The sequence below is a fragment of the Bartonella sp. AP20NXHL genome, from assembly GCF_042196165.1.
In the GTDB taxonomy this organism is placed as follows: Bacteria; Pseudomonadota; Alphaproteobacteria; order Rhizobiales; family Rhizobiaceae; genus Bartonella.
On sequence record NZ_JBHIPV010000012.1, the window covers coordinates 1 to 20,946 of the forward strand.

Sequence of the window (20,946 nt, forward strand, 5' to 3'; positions counted from 1 at the left end):
TCTTCCCATGATCAACGTGACCAATCGTACCAATATTAACATGCGGTTTTGTTCGTTCAAACTTGCTCTTCGCCATTTGAGCTCTCCATTTTCCGTCCAAGCCAAGGACTAAGTTAAAAATTAATTACCAACCTGAAATTACGCGTATTTCTTTTGAATCTCCAAAGCAACAGCCGAAGGTACAGGCTCGTAATGATCAAACTGCATTGTATACTGCGCACGCCCCTGACTCATAGAGCGAAGAGTATTCACATAACCAAACATATTCGCCAAAGGAACCATTGCATTCACAACCGTTGCAATGCCGCGCGCTTCAGTTCCTGAAATCTGTCCCCGACGAGAATTGAGATCACCAATAACATCACCAACATAATCATCTGGTGTAACAACTTCCACCTTCATGATCGGTTCAAGAAGCTGTGCACCAGCCTTCTTTGCCCCATCACGAAAAGCCGCACGAGCCGCAATCTCAAAAGCCAAAACCGAAGAATCAACATCGTGATAACCACCATCAATGAGAGTCGCTTTTACACCAAGCATAGGAAAGCCCGCAAGAGGACCTGACCCCATAACACTCTCAATCCCCTTTTGGACGCCGGGAATATATTCTTTAGGAACAGCACCACCAACAATCTTTGACTCAAAAATAAAGTCATCACCATCATGAGGCTCAAAAACAATTTTCACACGAGCAAATTGACCGGCACCACCCGATTGCTTCTTATGCGTATAATCAATTTCCGCCATTTTAGTAATTGACTCACGATAAGCAACTTGAGGCTGCCCAACATTTGCTTCAACCTTAAACTCACGCCGCATACGGTCAACAATAATATCAAGATGAAGCTCACCCATTCCAGCTATAATAGTCTGACCAGATTCCTCATCCGATTTAACACGAAATGAAGGATCTTCGGCCGCTAGACGGTTAAGAGCAATACCCATTTTTTCTTGATCTGCTTTTGTTTTCGGTTCAATTGCAATCTCAATAACAGGCTCTGGAAATTCCATCCTCTCCAAAATAACAGGCTTCAAAGGATCACAAAGAGTATCCCCAGTTGTCGTCTCCTTAAGTCCTGCAAGAGCAACAATATCACCAGCAAATGCTTCTTCAATATCCTCACGAGAATTTGAATGCATTTGAAGCATACGCCCCAAACGCTCTTTCTTCTTTTTCACAGTATTCTCAAGAGAAATACCTTTCTGAACTTTACCTGAGTAAATACGACAAAACGTCAATGAACCAACAAAAGGATCATTCATAATTTTAAAAGCAAGCATAGATAGCGGAGCATCATCAGAAGATTCGCGTGTTGTCTCAGCCTCAGTCTTTACATCAATACCCTTAATCGCCGGAATATCAACTGGAGAAGGAAGATAGGAAACAACAGCATCCAAAAGTGGCTGAACCCCCTTGTTTTTAAAAGCCGTACCACAAAGAACCGGATGAAACTGAACTTCTACTGTCCCCCTACGAATGAGAGAAACAAGCTGCTCGTTGGTTGGCATAACACCCTCTAAATAAGCCTCTGTCGCTGCTTCATCAACCTCCACAGCCATCTCAATCAATTTCTCGCGATATTCTTCAGCTTTCTCCTTTAAATCAGAGGGAATTTCACTTATCACCGCCGAGGCACCAATAGAACCATCCCACTTTAAAGCCTTCATTTCTACAAGATCAACAACACCTTCAAAGTCATTTTCAGCGCCAATCGGCAACTGCAAAACAAGCGCTTTAGCACCCAACCGAGAACCAACCATCTCCACACTACGATAAAAGTCAGCTCCTATTTTGTCCATTTTATTAACAAAAACCATACGAGGCACGCGATATTTCTCAGCTTGCCGCCAAACAGTTTCCGTCTGAGGCTCCACACCAGCATTTGCATCCAACAAAGCTATTGCGCCATCAAGAACACGCAAAGAGCGCTCAACTTCAATGGTAAAATCAACATGCCCTGGCGTATCAATAATATTAAAGCGACGCTTCCGACCGTCCTGCCCTTCCCAAAACGTCGTTGTTGCAGCAGACGTAATCGTAATACCGCGCTCCTGCTCCTGCTCCATCCAATCCATCGTAGAAGCACCATCATGGGTCTCGCCAATTTTATGATTCTTACCGGTATAGAACAGAATACGTTCAGTCATCGTAGTCTTACCAGCATCAATATGCGCCATAATACCAAAATTACGATAATCTTCAATTTTATATTCGCGAGCCATTATATTTGCCTTGTTTAAAACTTCTACCAGCGATAGTGAGAAAAAGCACGATTAGCTTCAGCCATACGATGAACATCTTCACGCTTTTTCACGGCAGAACCACGATTATTAGCCGCATCCATCAATTCACCAGATAAACGCTCAACCATCGTCGTTTCATTTCGACCACGCGCCGCCGCAATCAACCAACGAATAGCAAGAGCCTGACGACGATCAGGACGAACATCAATCGGAACTTGATAAGTAGCACCACCAACACGGCGTGAACGAACCTCAATATGAGGAGCAACATTCTCTAAGGCCCGATGAAATAGAGCCACAGGATCTGTTTTTACTCTTTTTTCTACAGAATCGAGTGCACCATAAACAATACGCTCTGCAACTGATTTTTTACCATCAAACATAATGGCATTCATAAATTTCATAATAACCAAATCACCAAATTTTGGATCTGGATTAATCTCACGCTTTTCTGCTCTATGACGACGGGACATTGGCTTTGTCTCTCAATATTATTTTGGACGCTTTGCGCCATACTTTGAACGACGCTGTTTACGATTCTTGACACCCTGGGTATCAAGCAAACCACGAATAATGTGATAACGAACTCCTGGCAAATCTTTTACACGACCACCACGAATCATCACAACAGAGTGCTCTTGAAGATTATGTCCCTCTCCAGGAATATAACCAATCACCTCAAATCCATTCGTCAAGCGAATTTTAGCAACTTTACGAAGAGCAGAATTAGGTTTCTTCGGCGTTGTTGTATAAACACGCGTACAAACACCACGCTTCTGCGGATTCGACTGCAGAGCAGGAACCTTATTACGTTTAACTGGCGCCACACGCGGCTTACGAATCAACTGGTTTACGGTAGGCATGCAACCTTCCTCTTTTTGATCTATATTCTTCTCACCCAATCGGGCTTTTCTATTTTCATTTCCATCCACCCCAACAGAATCGGAACAGATATTTAAGTCTACACACAAAATCGGGCACACCTGCAAAAAACAGTTTACCCGACCATAAGCAGAGAAGGCAGTAGCCTTTTGCACTAGGATTTACTTTTAATCTTCTTAACACCTGTGAATAATCTTCCGGTTCATATCCAAAGCACCTGATTACACCCACATCGGCTATATCCATGCTCTAATAGCGAGAACACGTACATTCGTCAAGAACTAAACAGCAGAAAGTTTTTAAAAATGAAAATAAATTAAATTTTAAAGCTTTAAATTTGCTTTTACCGCTACTCTTGATAAATCAATTTACCATAAGTAATATCCCTATAAATAAAAAAGTAGCGATATGACTGTAGCAAAACATAAATGCAGTAAATTGAATTGCATATTTGATACCTAATGATGAGCGCCATGAAAATAGCAACGTGGAATATTGCCGGGATAAAAGCACGACATGAAACATTATGTCAATGGCTGCAGCAAAGCCAGCCGGACATAGTCTGTTTACAGGAAATTAAAAGTATTGATGAAAATTTTCCACGCGATGCAATTGAAAGTTTAGGTTACCATATAGAAACACACGGACAAAAAAGTTTTAATGGCGTTGCGATTCTCTCTAAAAAAACACCAGATGAAGTGATCCGTCGATTACCAGGCAATGATAATGATAAACAAACACGTTACATTGAAGCAGTTTATTCAACAAACAAAGGTGTTGTTCGTGTTGCATCTCTCTATTTGCCAAATGGGAATCCTATTGAGAGTGAAAAATATTCCTATAAGATAGAATGGATGGAAAGATTATATACACATGCAAAATCATTGCTTGCGTATGAAGAACCCCTTATTCTAGCGGGTGATTATAATGTCATCCCCGCTCCATTAGATGCAAAAAAACCTCAAGAATGGTATCAAGATGCCTTATTTCTTGGAGAAACAAGAAAAGCATTCCAACGTATTCTTCATTTAGGTTTTTATGATGCTATCCGGAATGTCACCGATACTCCCTCCTTCAGTTTTTGGGATTTTCAGGCAGGTGCCTGGCCTAAGAATAATGGGATTCGCATTGATCATTTATTATTATCACCAGAAGCTGTTGATCAACTAATTTGCGCTCATAGCCAAGCAGAAGTAAGGGGATATCAAAAACCATCCGACCACGTTCCTGTTTGGATTCACCTTAATATCAATTAAGAAAGTACAATCCTCATTTCATGAGACAACAAAAAAAATCCACTCAAAAATAATAACTATGCTACAGCATATAAACAGTATATCTTAAGCAACTAAAATAAAAATAAATGAATGGAGGACATAAATGAAGAAATCATTGTTAATGCTTATTGCAGCAACGGCCATTGGATTCTCAAGTTTCGCACATGCTGAACATGATACTCTTGAAAAAATAAAACGAACAGGGGAAATTACTTTAGGTGTCCGTGAATCATCTGGTTTAGCCTACGCCCTTGGTAATAATAAATATGTAGGTTTTCATACAGAAATGGCAGAACGGATCATTGATGATATCTCAAAAAAAATTGGTAAACCAATTAAAATTCATTATCTTCCCATCACTTCTCAAAATAGAATTCCTCTCTTAAAAAATAAAACCTATGATTTTGAGTGCGGCTCAACAACACATGATCTTGCCCGCAGTAAAGAAGCAGCATTTGCTTATACGACATACATTGAGGAGGTTCGGATTGCTGTAAAGAAAAATTCTAACATTAAATCTCTTGAGGATTTAAATGGAAAAACAGTTGCAACGACCACCGGTACAACATCTGTTCAACTTATTCGTAAAAATAAACGTGCAAAAAACATTCAGTTTAAAGTTTTAAAGGGGAAAGATCACGGAGATAGTTTTTTGTTATTAGAATCTGGTAAGGCAGATGCTTTTGTCATGGACGCTTCAATTCTTGCTGGACATATTGCTAAATCAAAGAATCCATCTGATTATGTCATTCTTGATACTGTACTTTCAGTCGAACCTATTGCCTGTATGCTCAGATTAAATGACAAAAAATTTGAACAAACAATCAACGATAGTATCGTACGTCAGATTAAAGATGAATCACTGGAAAAGCTTTATAATAAGTGGTTTATGAAACCGATCCCACCTGCTAACACTGTTATGAACCTTCCCTTGTCAAAACAAACAAGATATGCTTGGGATCACCCAAATAATAAACCTCGAGAAAGCTACGCAGAAAAAGATTTATAGAATTTAATAAAAAAGAACCACACTCTTTTGAAATTGAGTGTGGTTTATATTTTAATTCACTTTTTAATAAATTTGGCCTATGTAGATGCGCTTGGTTTATTGCCCTATTTGTGAATGACTAATTTGAGGGAATATCAATTAATGGACTTTTCTTTCCTTTGTAGAGATGACCTTACTCAAACATTGGTAACAGGATGCTTGGGGACTCCCGGCGTGAGCCATACCTATTTAGATACACTTCTCGATGGCTTTAAAAATACGGTTATATTGTCTATCACTTCACTTATATTAGCTGTATTGTGTGGTGTTGTTATAGGAACAATGCGCACTTTACCTAAAACATCCATAACCAATTATATATTTCGCACTATCGGTACTATTTGGGTAGAGATTATGCGTAATATTCCCCTCCTTGTACAAGTGTTTTTGTGGTATTTTGTTGTTCCGAAGATTTATCCACCAGCGATGAAATTTTCCCCCATTCTCTTAATAACATGCGCATTGGGATTCTTTACATCTGCACGCATTGCAGAACAGGTTCGTTCAGGCATTGAAGCGATTCCTTCTGGACAACGCTATGCTGCTATGGCAATGGGGTTTACAACTTATCAAAGTTATCGCTATATTATACTACCACGTGCTATACGTGCAATTATGCCACCTCTTACTTCAGAAGCAATGGGCATTGTGAAAAATTCGTCTATAGCATTCGCCGTTTCAATAAATGAGCTCATGCAATTTCAATACCAAGCAATTGAAGAGGTAAGCCATGTTTACGAAAATTATTTACTTGTTACGGCTCTTTATATTCTAATAGCCTTATTCGTATTCATTGTGATGACAGTCATTGAACAAATACTCAAAATTCCTAATTTTCAAACAAAGGGAAATTGAATATGATGAATTTCATAAGCTCTCAGTTTGGACTTTATTCTCCTTTCAATTTTTCCGACTTTGATTTTTCCTTTTTTACCTTTGATGTATTTCGTTCTTACATTTTATCAGGTTTACTCTTTAGCGTTTTTCTAACTCTTTTTGCAACGGTGTTGGGGTTTGTTTTCGGTACGCTTCTAGCAATGATGCGCCTTTCTTCCATAAAACTTCTTTCTTGGTTTGCAATAGGTTACATAACAGCTATGCGTTCAATACCACTTGTGATGGTTATCTTATGGTTTTTCGTGCTTCTACCTTTTTTAACCGGTATATCCATCGGTGCAAATAAATCAGCACTCATTACCTTTACCGCATTTGAAACGGCTTATTTTGCTGAGATTATGCGTGCTGGAATCAATTCAGTTCCGCAAGGACAAAAATATGCAGGACAAGCTCTTGGAATGACATATTGGCAAAGTATGTACATTGTCATTCTTCCTCAAGCCTTTAGAGATATGCTTCCAGTCTTTTTAACACAAGTTATTATCCTTTTTCAGGATACAACCCTTGTTTATGCCATCAGTGGTCATAGCCTTTTGAATGGTTTTGATATTGCTGCTAATAATTTTGGTGTAAAGCAAGAAGCTTATATCTTAGCAGCTATTTTCTATTTTGTTATCTGTTTTACGCTGTCACAAATAGTTTTGTATTTACAAAAAAAAGTATCCATTATTCGCTAACAGGAAAAAAAATGTCTACTCATATGATCGAAATAAAAAATGTTTCTAATTGGTATGGCGAAATTAAAGTCCTTAAAAACTGTACAACCAACATTAATAAAGGAGAAGTCGTTGTCGTTTGTGGTCCATCAGGCTCCGGAAAGTCAACACTCATTAAAACTATTAACGCTCTCGTCCCTTTTCAAAAAGGTGAAATTTGGATTAATGGAATACCTGTTCATTCAAAAAAAACGAATCTGCCTAAATTGCGAAGTCAGGTAGGAATGGTGTTTCAACACTTCGAGCTTTTCCCCCATTTATCTGTCACAGAAAATTTGACAATTGCACAAATCAAAGTCCTAAAACGAAGCAAAAAAGAAGCACTTGAACGTGGATTGTTATATCTTGAACGCGTTGGACTCATTGAACACAAAGATAAATATCCTGGTCAACTTTCTGGAGGGCAACAACAACGTGTTGCTATTGCACGTGCCTTAACTATGGATCCACTTGTCATGCTTTTTGATGAACCAACATCTGCTCTCGATCCTGAAATGGTAGGTGAAGTACTCGATGTCATGATTAGCTTAGCAGAAGAAGGTATGACGATGATTTGTGTAACCCATGAAATGGGATTTGCACAAAAAGTCTCGGAGCGTGTTATTTTCATAGATCAAGGAACAATTCTTGAAGACTGTTCATCTAAAGAGTTCTTTTCTGATCCGCAAGCAAGAAAACCGAGAACGCAAGAATTTTTGTCTAAAATCCTAAGTCATTAGTCGTTATATTGTCATAAAAAGTTATCTTTACTATGAACTTGTATACAAGGAAACAGAGTTTAATATAAGATGAGAGAATGTAAAAATATTACAATCAGATGTTTAAAAACTGTTATTCTTTAAAATCTCAGCAACCAGTGAAATTGCTGTACGTCTCTCAGATTCATTACAAAGAGCAAAAGCCTCTTCTTGCAAAGGGTGAATCCAATTTTTGTCTTTTACGTTAGCTTTTTCATAGGCAGCAGTTAACATTGCTGCCCCACGGACAATTTTTCCTTCTTTAAGCAGTATATTTCCAAGCATTGCTTGGGCGGAAGGATTTCCTTTTTTTGCTGAAAGTTGAAACCATCGTGCTGCTTGTATAAGATTTTTCTCCCTTCCCTCTCCCTTTAAAAATATTTTTCCTAAATGATACTGAGCTTTAGGATTTCCATAGTTTACCGCAGCCTGCATATAAAGATGAGCAGCATAAGAAGGATCAGGTTTCACAGGTGATTGAGGAATACCTTTTTTATATATCCCGCAAGTTTAACCAATGCGTCAGAAACATAACTTTCATCCTCTGAACCAAGATCAGCACCTTTTTCAACAATATATGCAAAAAAATTATATGCCTTATAATCATTTTTAGAGACACCATCACCGTTTGCATAGATAGAGCCAAGTTTCCAATTCGCACCAATATGGCCTCTCTTAGCTGCACAACGTAATGCTGCAATAGCCTGATTTATATGCCCATTTTTATAAGAAGACATGCCACGTTTTAAAAAATAAAACGAACCATCATTCGCTTCTTGCAAGCTATTGACATCTATTACATAAACAGTCGAAAAGAATCCCCCTAAAATCACAACAATCGTGACTTTTTTCCATATCTGAAACCTATTAACCATTTCCCCCTACCTAAATTTTAATGATTATATCTGTTACGAATTTCTTTGTAGATATTTAAACTCTTTTTCTTAGTAAGAAGCATACGCAATTTTAAAGTAAAAATTTTAAAAGAAAAAACAAATAGATAAAAACCATCCAAAATGTTCGATAAAATTAAGTATCCATTTTTATATATAACAAATTGATTTTTAAATATAAATCATCATTCTATATTTTGTAACACATCCTTTAACATTCTAAGATTTATCGATCTTAAAATTTTATACGTATGAGCAAAAATCGTTCAATAAAATAACGTGCATTAAACAGTAACTTGAGAACGAAGAGAATACATGATGAATGGTAAGCGTTTAAGTATAAAAAACAATACGAAAGATGGATAAATATAATGATGATAATTAACTTATAACTTCACGACTGCCTTACCACCTTAAGGAGGAAGTTTTTTGTCTCCGTCAATCTATAAACAATACAGCTTTTTATTTAACGGATTGCACCTAACATCATTTCACATGGGGTTACTTCATACTTTACACACAAGTTCTACCTTAGAATACTCACCACTCATACAAAAAAATACCACATGTGTAATTTTACATACCTTATATTGCTACTCTAAATGATGATATTTTACAGTAATAAAGCAAGAAATTGATTTATAATTATAATTTTCCTTTTTGCATGTTGAATGAGGCCCTCGAATATCGTAAGATTCTCTCATTCCAAACGTGCTCCATGTTAAATCAATCAAAATCATCCGCTTGCACATTACAAGCAGAGAAAGCTATGTGGATAAAAACTCTGTGTAAGAAAGAACTAAAAATGCCTCTTATGAACGGTCTTAAGTGCCAAGGGCTGTCCGGATTGGACAGAATGGTACCGGCGCTTGTTACTTCACAAGCATAAAGAAGGGAAGCTCAATGGATTTACCGTTATACCATTCATGATCTACGTCGTGGAATAGGCTTGGACGCCTTAAAAGATGTCTCTTTAATGATAAACATAAAACAATGGATTTCAGTAGAGATTTTATGATCGTTCATGAAAAACTAACAAAAGAAAAAGTTGAAATCAATCTAACCGCTCTAAAGCAACAAATATTTTCTTCTGCGCTGCACGCAGTTCTACAACCCTGTTCCGCTCACGCTCAACAATTTCTGCTTTTGCATTTGCTATAAATTTGGGGTTGTTTAACTTAAGCGATATTTTTTCAATATCTTGTTCAATTTTACTGACATCCTTCCTCAAACGAACACGTTCAGCCTCCAAATCAATCAACTGTCCTAATGGTAAACAAAAAACAGCCTCTCCCAAAATCATTTGTGCTGATACTTCCGGAACTTTATCAGAGAAATCAATAACTTCAATACGCGCTAATTTTTTAAGAAGTGCATCATAACGCTTCACACGCTCTCGCGTTACTTCCCCTCCTTCAACAACAACAAGAGGTGCTTGTGTCGCCACTGGAATATTCATTTCAAAACGTACAGACCGAATCCCCGTAACGACATCAATAAGCCAATTAATATCATCAGCAGCTTCTTCATCTATCAATGTTTCCTCTGGCCATTTTGTCAATGCGAGCATATCCTCACGCTTGATGGCTTGCGTTTCTGTAAGAGACCACAACTCTTCCGTCATATAAGGCATAAAAGGATGAAGAAGTTTATAAACTTCATCTAAAACCCAAGCAGTACAAGCTTGAGCCTCATTTTTAGCATCTTCATTTTCCCCCTGAAAAATAGGTTTGAGAAGCTCCAAATACCAATCACATAATGTATTCCAAATGAAACGGTAAAGAGTGGCAGCTGACTCATTAAATTTATAGTGTTCAATACCAGTCGTAACTGCTGAAATTGTTTTAGATAACTCTGTTAAAATCCAACGATTAAGCGCCAGTTTTGCTTGTTCTGGTTTAAAAGCTGGATCATGCTTCACACCATTCATCTGTGCAAATCGGGTAGCATTCCACAATTTCGTAGCAAAATTACGATAACCAGCAATACGGGAAACATCAAGTTTTACATCACGACCTTGTGCTGCCATAATAGCTAAAGTAAATCGAAGTGCATCAGCACTATATTGATCAATAAGCTCTAAGGGATCAATAATATTTCCCTTTGATTTTGACATCTTTGCGCCCTTTTGATCCCGCACAAGAGCATGCACATAAACCGTTGGGAAAGGAACGTCACCCATAAAGTGAAGTCCCATCATCATCATACGAGCAACCCAGAAAAAAATAATATCAAATCCTGTCACAGATAAAGATGTTGGGTAAAAAGTAGATAATTCAGTCGTTTTATTTGGCCATCCTAATGTTGAAAAAGGCCAAAGAGCTGATGAAAACCACGTATCTAAAACATCCGGATCACGGATTAAGTCAACAACCTCACCATAATGAGCAAAAGCTGAATCTAAAGCCTCTTTTTCACTTTTTTCAACAAAAACCGTTCCATCAGGACCATACCAAGCAGGAATCTGATGTCCCCACCATAATTGGCGAGAAATGCACCAAGGTTGAATATTCTGCATCCAATTGAAGTAAGTCTTTTTCCAGTTATCGGGAACAAACTGCGTTTTTCCTTGTTGAACAGCCTCTATCGCTGGCTTTGCTAATTCAGCAGCATGAACATACCATTGATCTGTCAAAAAAGGCTCAATAGGGACACCACTGCGATCTCCATGAGGAACCATATGGGTATGATCATCAACAGAAGCTAAATATCCCTGTTCTTCCATCAAAGAAATAATCTTCTGGCGAGCAACAAAACGATCAGATTTATCGAGATTTTCTACTAACATTTTTAATTCATCTGATAAAATCAAACCATCGAAAAATGCTTCATTTTCACGAAGAAAAATTTCGGCTTTTTGGGTAAAAATATTGATCAAGCGTAAATGATTATGCTGTCCTACTTCAAAGTCATTAAAGTCATGAGCTGGTGTGATTTTTACAGCACCACTTCCAGCCTCAGGATCAGCATGGCTATCACCCACAATTAATAACCTACGACCAACAAGCGGCAAAAGAGCATTTTTACCGATAAGATTTTTATAACGCTCATCTTCAGGATTAACAGCAATTCCTGTATCACCAAGCATTGTTTCTGGTCGTGTTGTCGCCACTGTTATAAAAGTTGTAGCATCATTTGGATCAAAAGTTTTACCTTCAAGTGGATATCTAAAGTGCCACAAATGTCCTTGAACTTCTTTTTGCTCAACTTCAAGATCTGAAATAGCTGTCAACAATTTAGGATCCCAATTAACGAGACGCTTATCCCTATATATCAACCCTTGCTTATAAAGCGTGACAAAGACTTCACGAACCGCCTGCGACAACCCCTCATCCATTGTAAACCGCTCACGCGACCAATCACATGAAACCCCAAGGCGACGCAACTGGTTTGCAATAACGCCTCCAGTTTCATAACGCCATTCCCAAATACGCTCAATAAACTTTTCTCTCCCCATTTCTTGACGCGTTGGCTCTTGACGTTCTGCAAGTTGACGCTCCACAACCATTTGTGTAGCAATCCCAGCATGATCCATACCAGGCTGCCACAACACATTTTTGCCACGCATCCGCTGAAATCTAACTATTATATCTTGAATTGTCGTATTGAGCGCATGCCCCATATGAAGTGAGCCTGTAACATTAGGAGGTGGAAGCATAACGCAAAAAGGTTCTGCATCGCTTTTAGAACCAGCTCCCGCTTTAAAAGCCCCACGAGTCTCCCATCTCTTTGCAACCCGTTGCTCTATAGAGGAAGCATCATAGTTTTTTTCTAACATTCTATCCATCCATAACGCCGCTGAAAAACACAATATATGATCAAAACCTGATCAGAATCTCGTGAATCTCAGCCATTCACTAGAGAGCTCGCAAAATCGCAAACAAAATCCCCATAAAATGAAAAACATAAAAATAATTAAGACGATTTTTTAATCGCCTTCACAATCTCTTCACGCAAAATATCTTCCAGCAAAATAGGCAATTTAGACTGTAACCATTCTGCTATAGCCGGACGCAACACATCCTTTGCAATCTTTTCTGCAGAAGAAATACAATATGCAGACAATTCCACATGACCATCCCTTCCTGCATCTGACTGTGATTTCCTTATCTCATCTTCATATTCTTTTGCTTTATAAACAGAATTCCGTTCTTCAGAAGAAAGCTTCATCTTTTGCATATCCATACCAACTGTATTATTTTCTGCCTCTATATCCTCTTTCTCTTGCGTTATCTTCCCCCCTTGATTTTCAGATGAAAGACCAATACGATCAGCTAAAGCTTTCATAGCATCATCAACCGATAAGGCTGTATCATAAATACTCTCTGATGCAACTTCTGAAGCATTCACTGCAACATCTTCATTTAAAAAGTGATCAGATTGAACCGCATTTTCTTCGATTATTTCACGAATAGATGTTAAAATTTCATCCATACTTGGCTCACGTAACACGCTTGAACTCTGTACCATACTTTACAACCTCTCAAAGACGCAACAACAAATAGAATCATATTTTCAGTGTATGCAAAAGAATTATAAGATCAACATGCCTCCCACGATATTTTCAAATATGCTTGTCATAAAGAGGGCGCTACACACAGTTTTCTACACTTATAAAGATAATATCTCGCCGCAATATTTTTTAACATATTCAACTGTTGATTTACTAATCTTTTAAAAACTAAAATAATTTAAGATTAAAGAGATATTTTTATACATTATCGGATATATTTAATTGTTTTTAAACCTAAATAACTTGCAGTCAATTTACCAATAGAAGATTGAACACTATAGCTCGCCACAACAGCATTACGCTCCGCCATTGCAAGCGCAATCTGAGCATTAATCAATAGAGTACGAGAATTTAAAACATCCAGCGTCGTTGCTTGCCCTACGCGATTTTCTTGAACACGACCTTTCAGAGCAATTTCAGCAGCACGAACACTTTCACGGTAAGCAATAACAGATGAGCGTGCACCCTCCAACTGAAACCAAGCAGAAGTCAGTGCTTGCCTCGTATTACTATGCGCCAAATCGAGTTGAAGCTGCGCCTGTCCAAGCTGTTCCCTTGATTGGCGAATTTGCGCAGACGTACGCCCTCCTTCAAAGATTGGGACACTTACTGACAATCCTACAGATTTAGAAACGCCATCTTCTCCAACCCCGCTGTAGATTCGATTATAAGATGCTGTTGCAGAAAAATCAACTTTAGGGAGCAATGCCCCTTCTTTCGCCTTTACATTATAAGCACTCGCATCAACTAAATATTTAGCATAAAGGATTGCTGGATGCATCACAACACTCATTTGGTAAGCCATATCAAGGTTGACGGGAAAATCTTTGGCTATGGGTGGGCGTTTTAACTTTTCAGGATCAGAACCAATAACTTGTCGATACACTGCCTCTGCTGCTTTTACATCAGCACGAGCAAGACTCAGCTCTGAAACCGCCACGGAACGTGCAGCTTGAGCTTGAGCAAGATCAACATGCCCTCCTTCACCCACATCAAATTTTGCTTTATTGGAACGAACGTGTTCCTCAAGAGCTGCCAAATTTTCTCTCCGAAGATCGGCAACACGACGTGCGTGATAGACATTAGCATAAGCGGTCACCACCTCTAGAAACGTATTTTGTTCAACATTACGAAGATATTCACGCTGAGCCTGCAACTTAACTTGAGCTGAAGAAAAGATATTTTGCGTGATAAAACCATCAAATAATCTTTGATTTAATCTCACTCCTATAGATCCAGAAGTGACATAAGGACCTGTAAAAGACTTATTCCGCCCATAGTTCCCAACCCCCTCAACTTGTGGCAATAACCCTGATCGCGCAATGACAACATCATCACTGGATATACGCACAGCTGCACGTTCACTATTCAACTTAGCATTATATTTATAAGCCTTAGAAAAGGCATCCATCAATGTTTCAGCACAAACAGTCTCTGATAGTAAAACACTCAACACCAGTAATAAACATGCCTGAAACTTCTTGTTTATTCTAAACATAATACACACAATAACAAACCCCAAATAAATTACAAAATTATCTTTTATTCACAAAACAAACAAGCACTAAAACACAAAACCAGGTGTTTTGAAAAAACAAGGAAGAGGCTTTACAGCGAGATTAAAAGCACGACGAGCCGAGATGATCCCATCTTCTTTTATATAGATTTGTGCAACAGCAGCATTTCCATACCCTTCAACCACAACAAGACGTCCACAGTCTTTCATTTGATCAAAGATACCCTGAGGAATAAAATCAACAGATCCCTCAATGAAAATCACATCATAAGGTCCCTCAACAGCATATCCTTGCTCTAATGGACCATGAACGACAACCACATTATCACATTGATTACGTTCTAAAGCTTCAAGAGCACGTTCAAAGAGAGATTTATTACTTTCCAGCGCAATCACAGACCCTGCAAGTTTTGCAAGCAACGCTGCACAATAACCACTATTTGCACCAATATCTAAAACAACATCTGATGATTTTAAAGCGGCAAGCTGTAGTAATTTCGCTAGAGATGCAGGTTTCATCAAATAGCGTGCAGGAACCCCATCTTGCTCTGGACATAGAACAATATCGGTATCAAGATAACTTAACACTTTCATATCTTCCGATACAAAATCTTCACGAGACACCGTTAAAAAGGCTTCAAGAACTGATAAATCCGTTACATCGACTGTACGAATTTGATTGTCAACCATTTTGCGACGAAGCTCAGCAAAATCTGCAACCATAACGAATATTTTCTCCTAACCTACAAAAAACAAACCAAACAGCGACAATAAGGGATAAAGATCTCTTAAACTATGGGCATTACAAAAAAGGATGCTACAGTCAACAATTAGATTTTAACTGTATAATCTCTCATACAAAAGTGTCTTCACAAGAATAGAGGGAAATAATCTATTTTCCTATACCTCATCTCCCCTAAAAGCCGTTTCGTTTAAAATCGGCTGGAGGCCTCGCCCGGAATCGAACCGGGATACAAGGATTTGCAGTCCTCTGCGTAACCATTCCGCCACGAGGCCTCGTCAACAAACATAAAGGTTTCAATAAGGGAAGGCAACGCATCCGTCAAGGTGTAGAAATCTTCTCTCGCCTTTTTTCCTCTTATTACACAATTTATCATATTTTTTTAAAAAAAGTAATTTTATCCTTTGCAAATCAGTATTGCTTTGCTATAGCCTTTTCAAGCTATAGCCTTTTCAATTAAATGATTGGGCACCGTTCCCCGGTAGCTCAGCGGTAGAGCAACCGGCTGTTAACCGGTTGGTCGCTGGTTCGAATCCGGCCCGGGGAGCCACTTTTCTTTTATTCTACGTAATTTGTTGTTTTTTCTAAAGTTTTTAGACATGAGGGATTCGTTAATAAAAGTAATGGAATAGGATTTTTGCAATAAAGTAGAAACGCAATATCCTACCGGATGTATTTTTTGCAATGAACGCAAAAAGCAATTGATTCATTTTAAAATAGCACAAATAAGATTACTTTTTTCAAACTACCGCGCCTTTATAAGAGAACACAGCAATTATTTGCATATTATAAATTACGATTTCTTTCATCAGAGATGAATTATTAAGCTCCATCAGCAATGAATCGGTCTCATATATTTTTTTCCAAAGAAAGAATGATTTGTACTCAATAAAGGAATTAAACTTAAAAGCCTGCTCATGAAGCAATCATTTTGAAAAATGAAAGAAACAACAATCAAGGTCATATATTATCTCCATACACCCCACATAACCTCCTCCCCATCCTAAAAGCAAAAAACATAAAACAAGTCTGTAAACACTCCGACGTCTTATCTAACAGGTTGTTCCTCCTGCTAACCACTTCAACGCTTTACAAACAACCTTGCCTTGGATATTCATGACACTGTCATAAAACATTTAATGCATAAAGTTTTGTAGACTTTATATCCTCCCAAACTAATAGTGTTTTACAGTAAAAACAAAGATAACGAGCTAAATTGTTGAGAATCCTGAGAAAGCCTTCAGAAATCATGACATTCTCGCTATTGTATTATGCAGTCACACGCTTTTTTAAAGAGATATCTCTTAAATCCCCCAAGTCTCTTTCACAGTGACTCCCGTAAATGGTAAAAATGAAATCGATTGATCAGCCCCATCTTTATTTATAATAAAAGCCATACCATCATACTATTTTCCAACTCTCAATCTTAGCAACCCCCCTTGCCTTTGAAAGAGTTTATAAGAATCATTTTATTTATTTCTCAAATGTCCATTTATACAATAATTTCACATATAACGTGCAAGTGAATACTTTTGATTGATCCGCATAAATAGCTTCAAAATGAAAAAAATTTCACGATATAATGAACTATTCAATATATAAAACAGTGAGTTATTATTAGACATCAATTTTTAAAATTAAAAGTCATCATTAAAGATAAAACACATCCTATATAAAAATAATTTTATATAAATAAAATCTACTTTTATTCCCATTTTAAAAAATGGGAATAAAGCAAATAAATAATTGCCTCTTACAATAATGATTTTTTAAAGATTTTCAAATAAATCCAAACAGTTAGAGGTTTTCATTTCTAAAAAATGAAAACCTCTAAAGGGTCTTCTTACTTTGACAAGAGTATTTTATAGCTCTTTTCAATTGAGAATAAATCAACAAAAGTAAAAAATCTCCTGTACATGATCTTTTTTCAAGACTTTATCTAAGCAGCCTTCTTAACTGATTTCCGAAAACGAAAAGTCTTTGCACGCTTTGCCACCGCTTTTGCTTTTTTATGCCTCTCATTTTGAGGTGAAGAATTCTTCCGCTGCAACTGTGCGGTATCATCTTTTCGACCTAAAAACTGTTTTTGACGTTTAGATTTTTTAAAACGGCGTTCCTTATCGTTTTCGTTTTCTTTACTTTCTCGCACAATTGGCTTTTCTGGAAACGCTGCAAATTGTTCTGGAACAGCCTCAGCCACCAATTTCATACGAATCAAGCGCTCTATAGCACGCAAGCGGGACCTTTCTATCTTCTCATCAAAAAGCGTAAGTGCTACACCAGATGCGCCATTACGTCCTGTACGACCAATACGATGTACATAACTTTCAGCTTCATCTGGTAAGTCGTAATTAATAACGTGACTTATCCCTGGTATATCAATACCGCGTGCAGCAATATCTGTTGCCACTAGGATCTGCACAGATCTTTCACGAAAAGCTTTTAAAGCAGACTGGCGAGCACCTTGTGATTTATTTCCATGAATTGTTGCGACTAAATATCCTATCTTTTCTAAACTACGTGTGACAGCATCTGCCCCATGTTTAGTTCGAGTAAAAACAATAACCGAATCAAAAGCTGGATTTGTCAAAAGTTTACTTAAAACATTCTTTTTTTCATTCGTAGGAACACAATATAATTTTTGGCAAATCTCTACAGCCGTAGTACCTTGAGGAACAACTTCAATTTTAACCGGATCATTGAGTAAACATTTTGCAAGCACAGCAATTTCTCTCGGCATTGTTGCAGAAAAGAGTGCTGTCTGACGCTCTTGATGCAAAAGCTTTGCAATTTGCTTAACATCATGAATAAACCCCATATCCAACATACGATCTGCTTCATCCAAAATCAAAAAACGAGATTGGGAAAGATCAACACACTTTTCACGAACAAGATCTCTCAAACGCCCTGGAGTCGCTATCAAAACATCCACACCTGATTCCATACGTTTAATTTGTTTTAAACGTGATACGCCCCCAAAAATAAGACATGTTGAAAGATGTGCTCCTTTCGCCACAGTACGGATCGTTTCATCAATCTGAACAGCAAGTTCACGCGTTGGAGCTAAAATCAAAGCGCGTGCAGTTTTAGGACAGCGTTTATCACCCAAAGCCAAAATCTGACTTAAAATAGGTAAACCAAATGCCAAGGTTTTTCCAGAGCCTGTCTGAGCAACACCTAAAATATCGTGTCCTTTCAACATCACTGGAATAGCTTGTTCTTGTATAGGTTTAGGTTTACTCATCCCAGCAATGAGTAAATTTTTAATCAAAAGAGTAGGTAAACCTAACTTTGTAAAAACATTTTCTTCTTTTATAGGCAAAATAAAATCTTTCCTTAGCTGAAGAACTCAAAAGAAGTAACCATCTGAACTCTTCACTCAAGAATCCGCGCAAGAGAAATCCCTGACATTTTAAATGAAGCAACGCCTAAAAAGCGGCTTGCGCAACTTATGAACACCTTGAAATCAAGATAAAGGCGTATAAACTTCACTTTACAAAAAGCCAACAAACCAGCCTAAATGCCTTCATCTCTATTATCTTTGGATTATGATAAAAAAGCAAGAACTTTACGAAATACATTTATCATGAATAAAAACAATATTTAGATCGTTTACTTTTTGATGACTGTGTCCATCGGTAAATGTACCTTGATAAAATCAGGATAAATCTCGAGAAAAACTGGATTTTGTAAAGTTTTTTGACCGCCATAAATTAAATACCATTGGTTTTTATCAAAAATCGCCAAAGTTTTATATTGAATGATGCGATCCTTCATATCAAGAACTGTTGGAATTAAAGCATACAAAGTACCATTATCAGTTTGTAAATACTCTATATTTTCTTTATCTAAATAATAAGCACCAGAAGGCAAACCCTCAAATTTCCTATGCAACTGTTGAAGAAAATCACTACGTAAAGCACTCTCTGTTGTATTCAATCGATGTGCCATCTCTTTATAAAGCCGCTCAGGCATATAACGAGAAATAGGCATAAAATCCCTATTTTTTATAGCATTATTGACATCAACAACAACTCTTGAAAGTTCAGCTTTTTGTACTATCGTTGGCTGAGATGCTAAACTCTGTTGATTAACAATCAAAAAGAAAAATAGACTCAGCACCGAATAAAAAATAGGTTTCATCATTATACTTCTTGTTTTAGTAAAATTTCAGTTTCTCAAATAACAAAATCAAATAACGTTTGATCATCAGTAATATCACGATAACGCCAACCTAACGTTTGAAATTTTTCCTCTAGAAGACAAAAATTACCGTATTTTTTTGTTTCAATCGCAACCAATACAGAACCAAAGTTTCTCGCTGATTTTTTAAGATATTCAAAACGCACAATATCATCATCTGGTGATAATGTGGAAAGAAAATGACGCAATGCACCAGGATGTTGCGGAAAACTAAAAATAAAATATTTTCTCAACCCTTGGAAACGTAAAGAACGCTCTTTAATTTCTGGCAAACGCTCAAAATCAAAATTACCTCCTGAAATAACGAGAAGAATTTTTTTCCCCTTTAACTCTTGAGGAGGAATACTGTTAAGCGCATCAATCGATAAAGCACCAGCCGGTTCAAGAACCACACCTTCCACATTAAGCATTTCAACCATCGTAGAACAAACGCGGTTTTCAGGAACCGTAATGACAGAATCAGCGGGAAATTTCTTTAGAATTGTATAGTTTAGTGCACCAATTTCAGCCACAGCAGCACCATCTACAAAAGTGTCAATGCTTTCAAGCTTAACGCGTTTTCCACTCTCCAAACAAGCAAGCAAACTTGCAGCTCTTTGCGGCTCAACAAAACGAATCTTTGTTTTCCAACCATATTCATGTAAAAACTTACTCACTCCACTTGCCAAACCACCGCCCCCTACCGGCACAATCATCAAATCTGGCTCACTTTCTCCATTGAGTTTTTTCCATTGTAAAGCAGCTTCACAAAGCACTGTTGCCTGCCCTGTAATAATGCGAATATCATCGAAAGGTGGAGCCATTACACCACCGCTCTCCACGACAAAGGATTGCGCAGCTTCATAACATTGATCAAATGTTTCACCAATCAAACGAATATCAATGAATTCTTTGCCAAAAATACGTGTTTTTTCAATTTTTTGTTGTGGCGTTGTCATGGGCATGAAAATCACGCCTTTACGTTTAAAATAACGACAAACAAAAGAAACCCCTTGCGCGTGATTCCCCGCTGAAGCGCAAACAAATGCAGAATCTGGTGATATACAGCTAAGCATTTCTGAAACAAAATTGAAAGCACCACGAATCTTATAAGACCGCACCGGTGTTAAATCTTCACGCTTTAAATAAATTTCTGCATCATACTTTTGACTAAGAAAATCATTTCTTTGAAGTGGTGTTTCAGCAAACACGTGATGCAATCCCACCATAGCTTTTGTGACGTCTTGAATAAATTGACTCATAACACTAATCATTTCACGCTTTATTTACATTATAAAA

The 20,946-nt window shown here is 37.6% G+C and carries 15 protein-coding genes, 2 tRNA genes and 2 pseudogenes; 6 read left to right on the top strand and 13 right to left on the bottom strand.

The genetic code is table 11. The features are described from left to right. From ACFILL_RS07260 to rpsL, 4 genes and pseudogenes are all read right to left on the bottom strand, one after another. Positions 1–76: pseudogene (locus tag ACFILL_RS07260) on the bottom strand (elongation factor Tu); the annotation flags it as partial. A gap of 62 nt (positions 77–138) precedes the next feature. Then, positions 139–2,223: an elongation factor G gene (fusA, locus tag ACFILL_RS07265; RefSeq protein ID WP_273791453.1), complete on the bottom strand. Its 2,085-nt coding sequence runs from the start codon at positions 2,221–2,223 to the stop codon at positions 139–141. Positions 2,224–2,246: 23 nt separating this feature from the next. Continuing rightward, positions 2,247–2,717, bottom strand: coding sequence for a 30S ribosomal protein S7 (gene rpsG / locus ACFILL_RS07270; protein WP_273791452.1), 471 nt, complete (start codon positions 2,715–2,717; stop codon positions 2,247–2,249). Positions 2,718–2,735: 18 nt separating this feature from the next. Next, positions 2,736–3,107: a 30S ribosomal protein S12 gene (gene rpsL, locus ACFILL_RS07275; protein WP_005773262.1), complete on the bottom strand. Its 372-nt coding sequence runs from the start codon at positions 3,105–3,107 to the stop codon at positions 2,736–2,738. A 492-nt stretch (positions 3,108–3,599) separates the two neighbouring features. Between rpsL and xth the strand changes: the two genes are divergently transcribed. From xth to ACFILL_RS07300, 5 genes are all read left to right on the top strand, one after another. After that, complete coding sequence (gene xth / locus ACFILL_RS07280; RefSeq protein WP_273791451.1) at positions 3,600–4,382, top strand: exodeoxyribonuclease III; 783 nt, start codon at positions 3,600–3,602, stop codon at positions 4,380–4,382. Positions 4,383–4,506: 124 nt separating this feature from the next. Beyond that, a complete protein-coding gene (locus ACFILL_RS07285) occupies positions 4,507–5,412 on the top strand; it encodes a transporter substrate-binding domain-containing protein (protein ID WP_375631472.1) in 906 nt (301 codons plus the stop codon). A gap of 141 nt (positions 5,413–5,553) precedes the next feature. Next, positions 5,554–6,306, top strand: a complete 753-nt coding sequence (locus tag ACFILL_RS07290; RefSeq protein ID WP_273791449.1) for an amino acid ABC transporter permease — start codon at positions 5,554–5,556, stop codon at positions 6,304–6,306. 2 nt (positions 6,307–6,308) lie between these two features. Then, positions 6,309–7,025, top strand: coding sequence for an amino acid ABC transporter permease (locus ACFILL_RS07295; RefSeq protein WP_273791448.1), 717 nt, complete (start codon positions 6,309–6,311; stop codon positions 7,023–7,025). An 11-nt stretch (positions 7,026–7,036) separates the two neighbouring features. Next, entirely contained in the window at positions 7,037–7,783 is a 747-nt protein-coding gene (locus ACFILL_RS07300) for an amino acid ABC transporter ATP-binding protein (RefSeq protein ID WP_273791447.1), read from the top strand. A gap of 102 nt (positions 7,784–7,885) precedes the next feature. Here the strand turns inward: ACFILL_RS07300 and ACFILL_RS07305 are convergent. The 6 genes and pseudogenes from ACFILL_RS07305 to ACFILL_RS07330 form a co-directional block, all read right to left on the bottom strand. Further along, positions 7,886–8,676 (bottom strand): annotated as a pseudogene (locus tag ACFILL_RS07305) (tetratricopeptide repeat protein). Between the two features lie 1,072 nt (positions 8,677–9,748). Then, positions 9,749–12,472: a valine--tRNA ligase gene (locus ACFILL_RS07310; RefSeq protein ID WP_375643600.1), complete on the bottom strand. Its 2,724-nt coding sequence runs from the start codon at positions 12,470–12,472 to the stop codon at positions 9,749–9,751. Positions 12,473–12,609: 137 nt separating this feature from the next. Beyond that, on the bottom strand, positions 12,610–13,164 hold the full coding sequence (locus tag ACFILL_RS07315; protein ID WP_273791444.1) for a DUF2497 domain-containing protein: 555 nt from the start codon (positions 13,162–13,164) through the stop codon (positions 12,610–12,612). A 248-nt stretch (positions 13,165–13,412) separates the two neighbouring features. Then, positions 13,413–14,705 (bottom strand): TolC family outer membrane protein, encoded by a 1,293-nt coding sequence (locus ACFILL_RS07320; protein ID WP_375631475.1) that lies wholly within the window; start codon positions 14,703–14,705, stop codon positions 13,413–13,415. A gap of 66 nt (positions 14,706–14,771) precedes the next feature. Continuing rightward, positions 14,772–15,446 (bottom strand): protein-L-isoaspartate O-methyltransferase, encoded by a 675-nt coding sequence (locus ACFILL_RS07325; RefSeq protein WP_273791442.1) that lies wholly within the window; start codon positions 15,444–15,446, stop codon positions 14,772–14,774. A gap of 220 nt (positions 15,447–15,666) precedes the next feature. Further along, positions 15,667–15,740 (bottom strand) — tRNA-Cys (locus ACFILL_RS07330). 200 nt (positions 15,741–15,940) lie between these two features. On the opposite strand from ACFILL_RS07330, the gene ACFILL_RS07335 reads away from it, so the two are divergent. Then, positions 15,941–16,015: transfer RNA gene (locus tag ACFILL_RS07335), tRNA-Asn, on the top strand. A 1,389-nt stretch (positions 16,016–17,404) separates the two neighbouring features. Here ACFILL_RS07335 and ACFILL_RS07340 read toward each other — a convergent pair. From ACFILL_RS07340 to ilvA, 3 genes are all read right to left on the bottom strand, one after another. Further along, the gene (locus ACFILL_RS07340) at positions 17,405–18,787 is read right to left on the bottom strand and encodes a DEAD/DEAH box helicase (protein ID WP_375643599.1); all 1,383 of its coding nucleotides are present in this window, start codon (positions 18,785–18,787) and stop codon (positions 17,405–17,407) included. Positions 18,788–19,077: 290 nt separating this feature from the next. Continuing rightward, complete coding sequence (locus ACFILL_RS07345; RefSeq protein ID WP_375643603.1) at positions 19,078–19,608, bottom strand: hypothetical protein; 531 nt, start codon at positions 19,606–19,608, stop codon at positions 19,078–19,080. A 35-nt stretch (positions 19,609–19,643) separates the two neighbouring features. Beyond that, complete coding sequence (gene ilvA, locus ACFILL_RS07350; protein ID WP_273791440.1) at positions 19,644–20,921, bottom strand: threonine ammonia-lyase IlvA; 1,278 nt, start codon at positions 20,919–20,921, stop codon at positions 19,644–19,646. Between the last annotated feature and the right edge of the window lie 25 nt (positions 20,922–20,946).